This window comes from Brumimicrobium mesophilum (assembly GCF_003025005.1).
Classification (GTDB): Bacteria; Bacteroidota; Bacteroidia; order Flavobacteriales_D; family Crocinitomicaceae; genus Brumimicrobium; species Brumimicrobium mesophilum.
In genome coordinates this window covers 234,274-248,550 of the sequence record NZ_PVSS01000001.1, presented here as the reverse complement: position 1 = coordinate 248,550, position 14,277 = coordinate 234,274, and the positions used below count along the sequence as shown (strand labels likewise).

General features: G+C 34.6%; 11 protein-coding genes. 4 read left to right on the top strand and 7 right to left on the bottom strand.

Features of this window, described 5'->3' with window-relative positions; genetic code table 11:
* Positions 1-67 precede the first annotated feature (67 nt).
* The 4 genes from C6368_RS01120 to kdsB all read right to left on the bottom strand — a co-directional run bounded on the left by C6368_RS01120 (position 68) and on the right by kdsB (position 4,610).
* Entirely contained in the window at positions 68-1,165 is a 1,098-nt protein-coding gene (locus tag C6368_RS01120; protein WP_107037330.1) for an endonuclease/exonuclease/phosphatase family protein, read from the bottom strand.
* A 250-nt stretch (positions 1,166-1,415) separates the two neighbouring features.
* Positions 1,416-2,618: a C1 family peptidase gene (locus C6368_RS01115; protein ID WP_107037329.1), complete on the bottom strand. Its 1,203-nt coding sequence runs from the start codon at positions 2,616-2,618 to the stop codon at positions 1,416-1,418.
* Positions 2,619-2,641: 23 nt separating this feature from the next.
* Positions 2,642-3,808 (bottom strand): HU domain-containing protein, encoded by a 1,167-nt coding sequence (locus C6368_RS01110; RefSeq protein WP_107037328.1) that lies wholly within the window; start codon positions 3,806-3,808, stop codon positions 2,642-2,644.
* Between the two features lie 82 nt (positions 3,809-3,890).
* Positions 3,891-4,610 (bottom strand): 3-deoxy-manno-octulosonate cytidylyltransferase, encoded by a 720-nt coding sequence (kdsB, locus tag C6368_RS01105; RefSeq protein WP_107037327.1) that lies wholly within the window; start codon positions 4,608-4,610, stop codon positions 3,891-3,893.
* A 178-nt stretch (positions 4,611-4,788) separates the two neighbouring features.
* Here kdsB and dprA point away from each other — a divergent pair, with 178 nt between their 5' ends.
* Positions 4,789-5,898, top strand: a complete 1,110-nt coding sequence (gene dprA / locus C6368_RS01100) for a DNA-processing protein DprA (protein ID WP_107037326.1) — start codon at positions 4,789-4,791, stop codon at positions 5,896-5,898.
* A 381-nt stretch (positions 5,899-6,279) separates the two neighbouring features.
* Here dprA and C6368_RS01095 read toward each other — a convergent pair whose 3' ends face one another.
* The 3 genes from C6368_RS01095 to C6368_RS01085 form a co-directional block, all read right to left on the bottom strand.
* On the bottom strand, positions 6,280-6,693 hold the full coding sequence (locus tag C6368_RS01095) for a BrxA/BrxB family bacilliredoxin (protein ID WP_107037325.1): 414 nt from the start codon (positions 6,691-6,693) through the stop codon (positions 6,280-6,282).
* 84 nt (positions 6,694-6,777) lie between these two features.
* The gene (locus tag C6368_RS01090; protein ID WP_159038351.1) at positions 6,778-7,836 is read right to left on the bottom strand and encodes an NAD(P)/FAD-dependent oxidoreductase; all 1,059 of its coding nucleotides are present in this window, start codon (positions 7,834-7,836) and stop codon (positions 6,778-6,780) included.
* 12 nt (positions 7,837-7,848) lie between these two features.
* Positions 7,849-9,147: a peptidoglycan DD-metalloendopeptidase family protein gene (locus tag C6368_RS01085; protein WP_107037323.1), complete on the bottom strand. Its 1,299-nt coding sequence runs from the start codon at positions 9,145-9,147 to the stop codon at positions 7,849-7,851.
* 200 nt (positions 9,148-9,347) lie between these two features.
* Here C6368_RS01085 and purD point away from each other — a divergent pair, with 200 nt between their 5' ends.
* From purD to C6368_RS01070, 3 genes are all read left to right on the top strand, one after another.
* Positions 9,348-10,622, top strand: a complete 1,275-nt coding sequence (gene purD, locus C6368_RS01080) for a phosphoribosylamine--glycine ligase (protein ID WP_107037322.1) — start codon at positions 9,348-9,350, stop codon at positions 10,620-10,622.
* Positions 10,623-10,659: 37 nt separating this feature from the next.
* On the top strand, positions 10,660-11,925 hold the full coding sequence (locus tag C6368_RS01075) for a hemolysin family protein (RefSeq protein WP_107037321.1): 1,266 nt from the start codon (positions 10,660-10,662) through the stop codon (positions 11,923-11,925).
* 80 nt (positions 11,926-12,005) lie between these two features.
* Positions 12,006-14,207 (top strand): peptidylprolyl isomerase, encoded by a 2,202-nt coding sequence (locus tag C6368_RS01070; RefSeq protein ID WP_107037320.1) that lies wholly within the window; start codon positions 12,006-12,008, stop codon positions 14,205-14,207.
* Positions 14,208-14,277: the final 70 nt, after the last annotated feature.

Sequence of the window (14,277 nt, the reverse complement as noted above, 5' to 3'; positions counted from 1 at the left end):
TTGATGAAAGTATGACTTTTGAATTACGTCGTCCCTTCATTACTTTTTTATTCAGAGCATAAAACTTTTACTCACCAATCATCTTCAAGTACCCGTAAATCGCCAAATGGTCTGAATACCCTCCATAATACTGAGGTCCGCCATAAGTTTTTCCTGGTGTTTTTTCACCATTATCAAAGATGTGCATAAATTTATCATCGTTTACCAAGTACGCTTTGCTTTCCTTTATGTGCAGTCCTTTTTCTGGAGCAACTAAGCTTGGTGAAACAATAAATTGATCCAGCATTCCCCATTCTCCTCGGTAGTTGTAACTTCCTTCACCATTTTCGTGCATGGGCAACATTAGATTCACGAAATTAGTTGCGTTAGATGCTAATCCAGCGCCTAAAGTTTCGAAGATGGAATTGTTGTTTGGATAATCATTGAAGTCTCCCATAATGATGATTTTTGCATCTGTATTTTTATTGCGAATTGAGTCCGTTTTGGCAAGTAAAGCTTTCGCTGCATTGATTCTTTTATATTCGCTTGCTTCAGCACCTCCTCGTCTTGATGACCAATGATTAACAAAAACATGAATGTCTAAACTGTCTTTCAACAGTCCTTTTACATATAAAATATCACGTGTTTTGTAATCTGGTTCACTTGCAATTGATAAATCAATCGCTTCTTCATACAAAACTTTGAATCTTTCGTTGTCGTAAGCAAAAGCAACATCGATTCCACGAACATCCGGTGCATCATAGTGCACAACTCTGTATTTCGTTTTAGCCAATCTTCCCGTTTTCATCAAGTCTAAAACCACAAATCGATTTTCGATTTCGGCAAAACCAACAAACAGTGGATTGTTTTCGGACGGATGTGTTAAAACGGTTGCTAGTTTTTCAAGCTTATCTTGGTATCTATTTCCTGTCCATTTTTTTTCACTTTCTGGTAAGAAATCTTCATCCTTTGTTTTAGGATCATTGATTGTGTCGAATAGATTCTCAACATTATAAAAGAAAAATGGTCTGTCTTCAAAAGATTTTAAAAGTTCATGTGGATAAACAGAATCTTCTTTGTCAACGGCAGATTTCTTATCATCATTTCTTTTCTCACCATTACCACATGAAGTGAAAAGTGCCAATGAAATCAAGGCTAATATTGTGTATGTTTTTGCTATTGACATGTTGAATATTCGAATTTATTAAATAATATCCTGCGAATTTAAAATATTTTCTCGTAGTTATCTTCGTGGCAATTATAATTTAAGATGAAATCTCAAGTTGATTAAATACCAAATTATCAATATGGAGTTTAATCATTCTTATAGAATAGGAGAAAAATAGAAATCTTAAAAACAAAAAGGGTGAGATCATTAAATGTCTCACCCCTTTTCTAATCATTTTTAAGAGCAGAAATCTTGCTGTCTTAAAATGTTATTTCATTATTTTTTTAGAAATGTTTTTCGGAACCCCGTCTTTATGCATATAAACATTAATTGTTTTCAACTTAAAGTAGTTTTCAGATACATAAAGATATCCTTCTGGATAATTTCCTGTTCCCCAAGAATTCTTTACTAAGAAATAACGTGTTCCATTTGCTTCGGTATACAATCCCGTTATGTGCATTCCGTGATCGTCAGTAGTTGTTTTATTGTCATAACCCTCTTGACGCATTTCAGGAGTAACAGTGATTTCTTTAACCGGAGTCATGAATGCATTTGATTCTTTATCTGCACCAGCATCGGAGAAATTTGAATTATCTCTTCCTCTTACTTTTATTGTGCTTTCGTCTTCAGGAACGATTGCTAAACCTTTCCCAAAATTGAAACCTTTTTCAGAAACGTCAGCTGCCCATGCAACAGTAAATCCATTTTCTACTGCTTTAACAGTTGCCTCCAATAATTCATCCATAGAAACGTTGTAGCTTTTTCCCCATGCCCAGTTGTCTTGAATCATTAACTGAACTTCTTGATGCATTGGGAAATGTGTGAATGAAGTCAATGAAACATAGTCATCCATGTTTAATTTTGTCGATTCAGCAAAAGATTTTGGAGTATATTCTTTTCCTTCGAAGGTGAATTTTGTTGGATCTTCACCTAAATAAGCATCAAGAATCCCATTCAAACCAGCTTTCCAGTTTTTCGATAACGGGGCTGTTCCTTTACCATTAACAAAATCTAATACTCCCCCCATGTAACCGTTTAAAACACTAAAAACTTCTCTGTGATTGTGTCTGTCTGTTCCATAATTTAATCCACCATAAGCTTCATTTGGAACAATTCCATATCTTTTAAAAACATAAGGAATGTCGTGAAATGCACCACCTTGAGAAAAATTACTTTTCCCTCCCATTCTAATGTAGTTTTCAGCTTTAGCTTCGTATGCTTTACGCGCAATGTACATTTGAGATAAAATTGGTGGATTCTCAACTCCTTTTCTAATCATTTCTGATTCGAAAAATGACAAAGCCGAAAAACTCCAACATGTTCCAGTAGATCCTTGAGATAAAACTGGAGTTGCATCTAAATGAGAAACTGCTGTGAATTTGTAAGATGAACCATCAACGTTCGTAATATCTTGGGCATAGCCAATTAATCCTGCAGAAATTGCTACAAGAGAAAGAATTATTTTTTTCATAGAAATATAAATTTTACTGGGTTTTATTTTTTAAGAATCCAAACATTCAAGTTAGTTGATGCTAACTTTTCGCGTAAAGATGAGATTTCAGAGCGATTGGTAGTGTTTCCCGCAGAAATTCTGTGCAATCCACCTCTCACATCTACTTCGTAAGCATTGAAACCTTTTGATTTTAAATCAGAAATTAAATCGCTTGCATTTGTTGGGTCGCCAAAACAACCTACGATAGCGTGGTAACTGTTTTTGGCCGTAACAACTTCATTTACTTCCGAATTTTCAATGCTATTTACCTCCTGTTTCTTTCTCCAAACAGGAATAAATAAATCTTCATCTAGTGGGTAAGCGAAAACTGGAGCGGCTGAGTTTAAATTATCGGTAATTGATGACAATGTTGCTAGTGGTTGAACAGAATCAATAGTTAAGACCTCCTTTTTTACAGTAGCTTGATATTTGATGTCCTCACTGCTTTTGAAAGGATTGAAATCGTCTTTATAAATAATTCCGGATTTCAAAACATCAGTTTTCATTGGAATCCAGAAACTATAAAAAGCCAATGGAACCAAAGCAGCAACTGCTGCATATTTGACAATTTTTAAAAGAATTCCACCTGAAGATTTTTTAGCCACAGCAGGATGTTCTATTTCTTTGGTTTCTTCAGTTTTTGCTGTTTCAACTTCTTCCTTATCTAAAACGATATTCGGTGTGTCAAAAGCAAGCTCCTTTTGTGTATTAACAGCCCTTGGTGTTTGAATAACGGCTTCAATCTCTTCCTCTTCACTAATGAATTGAACATTTCCTAAACCGTATGAAGAAAGCAATAGATTAAAGAATCTATCTTGCTCGAAAGCAATTTTTCCAGCGGTATTTGTGTATAGAAAACCAACATTATGGAAATGAATGCGCTTTCCGTCATTTAGTTGTGCCTTGATTTGCTGAACCTCTAAAGAAATAATGCTTTGAGCAACGTCAAAAGAAATCTTCTTTTCATTCGCTAAATGATTGATAATTAATCCGTCGTTGTTGTTTAAGTTTTTATTGAAACTTAAAGCTTTACTAGGTGGAGTAATTAAACCATTTTTAACATCAACTTTTGCCGATATGTGATTGGCTACAAACCCACCAAAAGCAGGTATTACAACGCAATTATTGCGCAAAAGTAAAGTTCCAAGAAGGGCATCAAGATGTGTCATAATAGCAAAGATACTAATTAATAATTTTGTGTATACCGAATATGATTTTAAAAGTTACAAAAATCGAAAGGAAAAACAAAATTTATTTCAATCTCTTCAACACCACCTCAACATCTTCCGGTGTATCAATATTTGGCGTTTCAATATCTGTTTCAACAACCCTAATGTTGTAACCATAAAACATCCACCTAAGTTGTTCCAAACTTTCTGTTTTTTCGAGCAAAGTAGGAGGAAGTTGTACTAATTTTTTAAGTGTTTCAGTTCGAAAACCATATAATCCGATGTGTTTTAGAAAGGGATATCCTTCTATATTTCGCTCAAGAGGAATTGGGCTTCTCGAGAAATACAAAGCATCAGAAAGGTGATTTATAACGACTTTAATACGATTTGAATCATGGATATCTTCATTGGAAATTTTTGGAGAACCTAAAGTCGCAATTTCAACTTTTTCATCTTCGAATGCTGCGAGTAATAATCTTAATTGCTCCGCGTCAACCAATGGTTCGTCTCCTTGGATGTTGACTACTATGTCATAATCATGATAACTTTCAATTACTTCACCACAGCGATCTGTTCCGCTTTCATGAGAAGATTTTGTAAGCACTACTTTTCCTCCAATTTCTTTGATGTGATTCGCGATTTTTTCATGATCTGTAGCAACTACAACTTCGTCAAAATGATTAGCGTTTGTAACTCCTTCAAGTACCCGTTGAATCATTGTTTTTCCATCTAAATCGATTAATGGCTTTCCTGGGAATCTTGTAGAAGCATATCTTGCTGGAATAATTGCGAGTTTTTTCATCTGGATGTTTGTCTTGATTTTGTGGTTAAAGATATTATTAATAATAAAGTGAAATAGAATTTGGGGTTGGAATTAAATGTAATAAAAATGAATAATTCTCAAATAAAATTGAAAAAGACTTTCCTTAATGGAATAAATTCCACTATCTTAGTTAATACCTAAATTAAAAACATAAGATTTGAAAGACCACCTTATTCACAAAGTGGCACTAACCCGATTGGATGGAGTTGGTGCACGAACCGCAAAAGTCTTGCTTGCCTATTTGGGCAGTGAAGATAAATTATTCGAAGATTCATTTGACTTAAAAACTACCATTCCTGGATTTGCAAAGGAGCGTTTTCGTAATTTGAATAGATCTAAAGCATTACATGAAGCAAAATCAATTATCGATTTTGTGGAGAAGAATTCTATTGAAACCACCTTTTTTACAGAAAACAACTATCCTAGACGATTAAAAGAATGTTCGGATAGCCCAATGTTGCTTTATCAGCGTGGAGATTTTGATTTTAATCCAAGGAAAACAATTGCGATTGTGGGAACTAGAAACATGACAAGTTACGGGAAGCAGTTGATCAACGAATTAATTAAAGAAATTGCACCTTACAATGTTCAAGTTATTTCAGGATTGGCTTATGGAGTTGATGGATATGTACATACAAAATGCCTAGAGAATAATATTCCTACAATTGGCGTTTTAGGTCATGGTTTGGATAGAATTTACCCAAATCAACACTCAAAACTGGCGAAAAAAATGGTGGAGACGAAAGGTTGTGGGGTTATCACAGAATTTCCACACAACACAAAGCCGGATAGAGAAAACTTTCCTCAACGCAATAGAATCGTAGCCGGAATGACCGATGCAACTGTAGTAATTGAAAGTGGGGAGCGAGGAGGTTCATTAATCACGGCTTTATTGGCCAATGATTACGCGAGAGATGTTTTCGCCTATCCGGGAAACGTTGATCGTCCATTTTCGAAAGGTTGCAATAATCTCATTTCAGACAGCAAAGCACATTTAATTTCTAGCGGTAAGGATTTAGTGCGGCTGATGGAATGGGAAAAAGAAGACAGAAATAAAATAGTGCAAACCAATTTATTTGAAGATTTAAATGGCGATGAAACCATTATTGTAAAAGCGATTAAAGAGTTTGAAAAAATCTCCTTAGATGTTTTGTCAGTGAGGTTGAAAAAACCAGGTCATATACTGAGTGGGATTTTATTGGGGCTAGAATTGCGCGGTGTTGTGATGTCATTGCCAGGCAAGAAGTATGCTTTGAGTTGTTTGTAGAAGAATGAAGATTAAAGATAATTTAAGAATCATGATAACTTCTAAAACATATTTAGTGTACATCCTTGCTAATATGAATAACCCTGAATGGAATGAGCTAAGCCCTCCTTATTTTTACTCACTTTTTTCAATTATTCTCCCCTTTAGATTGTCATCCCTTGTAAAAATTTTAATACAACTTGATGAATAAAATTTTTATGAGGAATCTCTTTTGGGAATTAGGTTGTCTTAAATCTGGTTGATTTTTCTTTGCGTACAAATGCAAAAAGCGAATAACCAAAAAAAGCAATAAGATTTCTCCTATTGCTTTTTTAGTAATTTTGAATTAGAGTTTGCCCTATTGCGGCTTGTGTAGTTTTAAAACAAGCATAACGAGGATAATTATGCGAACTCTTTGTAAGCTTCTTGTAAATTATCCGAAATCATTTGAGCTGTAACACCTTCAATATGGTGACGCTCTAAGAAATGAACTAATTTTCCATCTTTAAAAACCGCTACTGATGGAGATGATGGAGGATAAGGTAAAAAGTAATTTCTTGCTTGATTTGTTGCTTCGCCATCAACACCAGCAAAAACAGTTGCCATTGCATCAGGTTTTACTTCCCCCTTTAAAGAATGCTTTACTCCCGGACGCATATTTCCAGCTGCACAACCACAAACGCTGTTCACAACCATTAATAAAGTTCCTTTTGTGTTTTTAATCATGTTGTCAACATCTTCTGGAGATGTTAAATCTTTGAATCCTACTGAAGTTAAATCTTCCTTCATCGGAGCAACCAATTCTGGTGGATACATATATTTTTGTTTTTTAAAATTCGTTTTACAAATGTAAGAAGCTAAGATTGAATAATACCTTAATTAATTTTTAATTTCGATAAATTAAGATTTCTTGTATTTAAAGTGCTTTTTATAAAATCGTTGAATATCTGCTTCTTTATCAATTGTCGCTTCTCCTTTCAAGAAATCTACAAATTCAATGGCGAAATGAGGTGCAATCATATATCCTTTTGCGCCGAGCCCATTAAAAATATATAATCCTTTTTTAGTGGGATGTTCGCCGATTAATGGTCTACGGTCGGCAACAGCGGGACGAATTCCAGCTTCGTGATCTATAATTTCGAATTCAGCAGTACTCAATAACTTGTAATTTTCTAAAAGTTCTTGCTTGCCTTCTTCTGTTGGTGAAGGGTCTTTTGTGTTCCAAGCATAAGTTGCTCCCAATTTAAAATCATTGTCCTCCGTTGGCAAGACGAAGCATTTTTTATTGAGGATTTCATCTTTTTTAAATACCTCTGATTTTATAGTCAGTGTTTCACCTTTGGCATTTTTAAAAGGTAAATAGCCAAAATATGGATTGTCTTCTCCGCGATAACCTTCACAAAAGATGAGGTGAGTATAAGCTTTGTTTTTGTATGTTTTTGCTTCGTGATCTAAAGCATCAAAATCAAATTTCGAATATTCGAGAGCGCCATTTTCAATGAAGTAATCATGATTGTGTTTCATGAATCTTTTGGCATCAACATAGCCTGGAGTGTCAATAAACCCATTTCCGAAAGGTGCGTTTAAATGAGTTGGAGTGTTTTCTGATTTTTCTGGAGGATTGATGTAATTTTTATATTCTTCATCTTCTAATCGCTTCATCCATAAATCTCTTTCATGCTGAGAATTGTATGCACGTCGTAATTCCCGGGAAAAAAAGAAGCGATTTTGAATCTTTTCTTCAATTTCTGGATAAAATTCTAATAATGTAGGAATCAAATCATCGCCTTTCCATGTTTTGATCATCCTACGGAAAGTCATAGGGTTAATCATTCCAGCAGCTACTTTAGAACTGTGATTTATACCTTCATCAATAATTCGAAAAGAAATATTTGATTTCTCGAACTGGTGAGCCAAGCAAATTCCTGATAAGCCACCTCCAACGATTATTACTTTCACTATTTGATTTTATTATACCTCAGGTTCTAATTCAGGAGTCACAGCTAGTTTTAATATTTCAACATCTAACTTTTCTTTTAACGGTGAAATATGGTCAAAATATTCTGGTTTCACTTCGTCCTTCATTGGTTCTGATTTTGGGAATTTTTCTGCTCGGTGATTAATTTGTTGACCATTTTTCCAAAAACGGTAACAAACATGAGGACCTGTTGCAGCTCCCGTTGATCCAACATAACCAATAACATCTCCTTGCCTAACACGTTTACCTTCACGAATTCCATTGGCAATTTTACTCATGTGTAAATATTGTGTATCGTAAGTTTTGTTATGACGCAATTTAACGTAAATCCCATTCCCACGACTTCTTGAAGCTTTAGATACTGTTCCGTCAGCTGTTGCAAGAATTGGAGTTCCTGTTGGTGCAGCATAATCTGTCCCTAAATGTGGTCTTCTTGTTTTATAAATTGGGTGAAGTCTGTTCATATTAAATGCAGAACTGATTCTAGAAAACTGAAGAGGCGACATCAAGAATGGACGTTTCATTTCATTGGCCATTTCATCATAATAACCTGAAACTTCACCGGTTGAATCCGTGAAATTGAATGCGTAAAGACCTTTTTCAGCATGTTCAAACCATACATATTTGATTTTGTCAACTGAATAAGGAACACCATCCACGCTTTTTTCATCATAATATACAACGAATTTATCACCAACTTGAAGTTTGAAAAAGTCAACACTCCAAGCATAAACACCTTCAATTGCGTCAGAAATAGCCGCTGTCATTTGATAATTATCAAAGTTTTCACCTAATTCCACTGAAAGACTGGAATTCTTAGAGATTTGTCCACTCACCATTCTTTCATGTATTTCAACAGGGCGAATTTCTTTACGAATTCCTACAGTATCTATATTGAAATCAAAAGTAATATATGAAAATACGTCTGGTTCATATACCAAATAAGTTGGTGTAGCGCTTTCTTTATCTTTTGGTCTGAAAACCATAAATGGTTTGCCGGCTAAGATGTATTTCATGCCAATCAAACTGTCTTTTAATCTTTCGGCAGTCGTATTAATGGTATATTGATCCACTTCAAAAGATTCAAAAAGATTATTCCAAGTCCAACCTTTTTGAACAGTATCAAATTCTACATCGTATTTGGCTAGGTCAAAACCAAAAAGTAAATCTTTCTCAATAATTGTAGTGTCTACAATAGATAAATCTTCAACTTTAACTTTTTTTGATTGGCTACATGAGGTTGCAAAAAGTGTTGCAATAATAAGCAATAACAAAGTATAAAAACTTTTCATAATAACATGGGGTTCTTGTTTTTAACAGTCGTTTTATTTAGTGTAAATAACATAAAACGTTTAGCAAGGCGTAAAAATACAATTTTTCGAAAGCAAATTTAATGTCTTTATAATGTTTATGAAATAATTAACGCTAAAACTTTCAACTTATTCTTTTGTATTGTCTTGAAATATTAACTTTGCACACCAAATAAAAAACAATGAAAATATTACTTTTAGGTTCAGGAGGAAGAGAGCATGCTTTGGCGTGGAAATTATCAAGAAGCAGTACCTTAGATTCTTTGTTTATAGCCCCGGGAAATGCGGGTACTAGAGAATACGGAGAAAATATTTCAATAGATCCATGTGATTTTGAAGCGGTGAAGAAAATCGTTTTAGAAAAAAAAATCAATATGGTAGTAGTTGGGCCAGAAGCTCCATTGGTAGCCGGAATAGCTGACTTTTTTAAAGCAGACCAGGAAATAGCTCACGTTTCAGTTATTGGTCCCAATAAGGAAGCTTCTCAATTGGAGGGGAGTAAAGATTTTGCAAAAGACTTTATGAATCGCCATAATATTCCAACAGCAAAACATAAAACTTTTACAAAAGACACAATTAAAGCAGGTTTTGCTTTCTTAGATAGTTTAAAAGCACCATACGTTTTAAAAGCAGACGGTTTAGCAGCAGGAAAAGGAGTTTTAATTCTTGAAGATTTGCATGAAGCAAAAAAAGAGTTTTCTTCTATGTTGTTAGATAATAAATTCGGTGGGGCAGGAGCGAAAGTAGTGATAGAAGAGTTTCTCAAAGGAATGGAAATGTCTACGTTTGTTTTAACGGATGGTGATGGATTTAAAGTATTTCCAGAAGCCAAAGATTACAAAAGAATTGGAGAAGGAGATACGGGATTAAATACTGGTGGAATGGGAGCTGTTTCTCCTGTGCCTTTTGCCGATGGAAAGTTTTCAGATAAAGTATACAATCAGATTGTTGTTCCTACAGTGAAAGGATTAAAAGCTGATGGATTAGAATACAATGGATTTATTTTTATCGGAATAATAAATGTTTCTGGAGAGCCTTTCGTTATTGAATACAATTGTAGATTGGGAGATCCTGAGACTGAGGTGATTTTACCTCGTTTGAAATCTGATTTAGTTGATTTGTTTGAAGGGGTGGCTACAAAAACCTTGTCTGAAAGAGATATAGAATTTGATCCTCGTTCGGCTGTTTCTGTAATGATGGTTTCTGGTGGGTATCCTGAAAAGTATAAAAAAGGTAAAATGATTTATGGATTAAATGCAGCGAGTAACAGTTTGATTTTTCATGCAGGAACTTCATCTGATGGACCAGCAGTTGCAACAGCAGGAGGTAGAGTTTTAGCCGTAACTTCTTTTGGAAAAGATATAGAATCAGCAATTGAAACTTCTTACGAAACAATTAAAAATATTGAATTTGAAGGAGCATACTACCGAAAAGATATTGGACAAGACTTGTTATAGCTAAAAAAAGATTTAATTTTAGTATCTAATTAAATATATGGATCCCTCGAGTATAATTATTATTGTAATAGCACTAACCGCTTCTGCGTTCTTCTCGGGAATTGAAATAGCCTTTATTACAGCCAATCGTTTGAAAATAGAATTGGATAATAAAAAAGGTGCGTTTTCAGGAAAGATCCTAGCCAACTTTGTTAAAAATGATAGTCGTTTTATTGCGACAATGCTTTTAGGGAACAATATTGCTCTTGTTGTTTATGGTATTTGGATGGCTCAAATCATGGAGCCTTGGATTGCACCTCTTGTTGGTGGAAGTGAAGCTGCTGTTTTGTTGATTCAGACGATTTTGTCAACACTTTTAATTTTGGTAACTGCAGAGTTTTTGCCAAAAGCTACTTTTCAAATTAATCCGAATAGGGTGCTTCAATTTCTTTCATTTCCTTTGGTTTTGATTTATACTGTACTTTATCCGCTAACTATTTTCACAATGACAATTAGTAACGGCTTGTTGCGAATGTTTGGTATGGACGTGAGTAAGGATGAAATGGTCTTTTCTAAAATTGATTTGGATGATTATGTTCGTGACTTGAACGAACGGATGGAAGATGAGAACGATTTGGATAATGAGATGCAAATTCTTCAAAATGCAATCGGTTTTTCCGAATTGAAAGCAAGAGATTGCATGATACCAAGAACAGATATTGTTGCCTTAGATATTGAATCGAGTATTGATGAATTGCTGAATAGGTTTATAGATACCGGACTTTCTAAGATTTTGATTTATAGAGACACGATTGATAATATCATTGGTTATGTACATAGTTTTGAGTTGTTTAAAAAGCCAAACCGCATAAAGGAAGTATTGATTCCTATTGCTTTCGTTCCTGAGGCCGTTTTAGCGAAAGACCTGCTGGAGTTATTTGCAAAACAGCATGGAAATATTGCAATTGTTGTAGATGAGTATGGTGGAACATCCGGGTTAATTACGATTGAGGATGTAGTTGAAGAAATTTTTGGTGATATTGAAGATGAACATGATAAAGATGGATTGTTGGAGCAGCAAGTTGATGAAACTACATATTTGTTTTCAGCACGTCAAGATATCGACTACTTGAATGAAAATTATGATTTAAATTTAGATGAATCATCAGAATACGAAACATTAGGAGGTCTTGTGTTGCACTATTTGGAGTCAATTCCAGAAGAAGGAACCATCTTAGAATTAGAAAATTACAGCATGAGGATTGAAGCTGTAACCGACCGTAGAATTGAAGTTATTCGACTAAAGATTCTTACAAATCAATAAGAAAGAATTTTTATAAACATTTATCCTTTCATAGTTTGAATCAATATATTATATTCGCAACCTTAAATTAAACAGAAAAAATGGCTTTAATTGGTAAAATACGTGAGAAATCGTGGCTTTTGATTGCAGTAATTGGTATTGCAATGTTAGCATTCATCATTGGTGACTTCAACTTAGGAGGAGATGGACCACAAGAAGATGTATACGGAATAGGTACAGTTGACGGTGAAAAAGTTAACGAAGATAGGTACAATCAATTCCTTAATAATGCGCGTAATAACATTATGCAAAACAAGCAACAGCAAAATCCTACTCAACAAGTAAGATTTACTGAGGAAGATGACAAAAATGCAACTAGTCAGGCTTGGCAAACTTCAATCATTGATGGATTGATGAGAAAAGAATACGAGGAAATCGGATTGATCGTAGATGAGTATGAGTTGGAAAACATTCTTTATGGGCAAAATGGTTACAAACCATCTGCAATTTCAACTCAGTTCAAAGACTCTGTTACAGGAGAATTTGCTCCGGACCAATTGCGTCAAGCATTAGATCAATTGAGAGAGTCTCCAGAACCTGGAAGTGCTCAACAGTATAAAGATTTGATGGATTATGTAGCTCAAGTTCGAATGGAGGAGAAATACAATGCTTTAATTACTTCAGGAGTGCATACTACTTCTTTGGAAGGAAAGCATGAATTCACTGCTAAGAAAACTGTCAAAAATGTAACGTATGTATATCAAAACTATACAACAGTTCCTAATGACGCAGTTGCTGAGCCTACTGATGAAGAATTGAAAAAATACTTCAACGATCACAAAAACGATAAGAAGTATGCTCAAAAAGCAAGTCGTAAGATATCTTATTTCGTGATTCCAGTTAATCCAAGTAAAGAGGATTCAACAAAATCATTTGAATTGTTAAATAAGATGAAGCCGAAATTTGCTTCATCTAAAAATGATTCACTTTTTGTAATGCGTTATAGTGATCTTAAAAGATATGCTAATGATTCAACTTCTATGGCCAAACCAGAAGGAGTTCCAACGCAAGGACCAACTTATCCTGCATCTGTTGCAGCTCAAATGGAGAACGCTAATAAAGGTGATGTTATTGGACCATATATTGGTCAAAATGGAGCTAAAATTTCTAAAGTTTTAGGATTTGGTGAAGAAAAAACAGCATCTGTTCGTCACATTTTGTTGAATGCAAGTTCGACAGAGGAATTTGATGCTGCACAGATTCAAGCTGATAGTATCATTAAAGTAATACGTTCAAAGAATAACTTTGAGGCAATGGTAACTGAATTCAGTGAAGATCCAGGGTCTGTAAATAATGGAGGTAAGTATGAGAAGTTTCCTCAAGGACAAATGGTTCCTGAATTTAACGATTTCTCTTTCTTCAAGCCAATCGGAACAATTGGAACTGTGAAAACAACTTATGGAATTCATATTGTTGAAGTTTTAGACCGTGAAGCAACAAAACGTCCTATTCTTGCAGATGTAATAAAAAGCATAGAAGCAACGAAAACAACTGCAGACCAAGTGAACAGTGAAGCTTCAAATTATATTTATGATTTAGATGACCAATTTAGTGGGAAATCAAACAAAGAGAAAGCAGAGGCTTTTGAAAAATATGCTGTAGAGCAAGGATACACTGTTCGTTTTGCAACGATTCAAGATGAAGAGCCAACTGTTGCTGGTTTCAATGAAATTGCTGAGGGGCGTATTTTACGTTTAGCTTATGAAAACGAAGCTAAAGCTGGAACACTTAGTTCTTCACCAATTCGTGATAAGAACCGTATCATTGTAGCTCTTGTTTCTGATATTATTGAAAAGGGAGTTCCAAGATTGGAAACTGTAGAAGATGTAATGCGTGCCGAGTTACGTAAAGAAAAACAAGCAAATTACTTAATCGATCAAATGTTAGGTGAGAAAGATCTTCAAGCTTTGTCTACTAAAACTGGTGCGAAACTTGAATCAGAAGGATTAACATTCTCTGCAAGTAACGTTGCAGTTGGACGAGAGCCACAAATTATTGGAACAGCATTTTCAGGATTAGTTGATGGTGAAACATCAGTTCCTGTGAAAGGGACAAATGGAGTATTTGTTTTGAGAGTAGATCAAACAACAGCTGCGGATGAAGAAACTACTGACTTCTCTGCTGAAATTGAGCAAATCAAGGCTCAAAATATATCAACTATTGAAAATCAATTCCGTTCGGCATTGATTCAATCATCTGATGTTATTGACAATAGAAAATTAAGAAGATACGGGATTAGATAAGCTCTAATTCTTAGACATAAAAAACCGTTTGGACTTAGGTCGAAACGGTTTTTTTGTTTTTGGGAATTTT

Bases quoted from the DNA above. Each gene is read 5' to 3' on its own strand.
- C6368_RS01120 (WP_107037330.1), bottom strand. From the start codon at position 1,165: ATGTCAATAGCAAAAACATACACAATATTAGCCTTGATTTCATTGGCA.
- C6368_RS01115 (WP_107037329.1), bottom strand. From the start codon at position 2,618: ATGAAAAAAATAATTCTTTCTCTTGTAGCAATTTCTGCAGGATTAATT.
- C6368_RS01110 (WP_107037328.1), bottom strand. From the start codon at position 3,808: ATGACACATCTTGATGCCCTTCTTGGAACTTTACTTTTGCGCAATAAT.
- kdsB (WP_107037327.1), bottom strand. From the start codon at position 4,610: ATGAAAAAACTCGCAATTATTCCAGCAAGATATGCTTCTACAAGATTC.
- C6368_RS01095 (WP_107037325.1), bottom strand. From the start codon at position 6,693: ATGTATCCACCAGAATTGGTTGCTCCGATGAAGGAAGATTTAACTTCA.
- C6368_RS01085 (WP_107037323.1), bottom strand. From the start codon at position 9,147: ATGAAAAGTTTTTATACTTTGTTATTGCTTATTATTGCAACACTTTTT.
- purD (WP_107037322.1), top strand. From the start codon at position 9,348: ATGAAAATATTACTTTTAGGTTCAGGAGGAAGAGAGCATGCTTTGGCG.
- C6368_RS01075 (WP_107037321.1), top strand. From the start codon at position 10,660: ATGGATCCCTCGAGTATAATTATTATTGTAATAGCACTAACCGCTTCT.
- C6368_RS01070 (WP_107037320.1), top strand. From the start codon at position 12,006: ATGGCTTTAATTGGTAAAATACGTGAGAAATCGTGGCTTTTGATTGCA.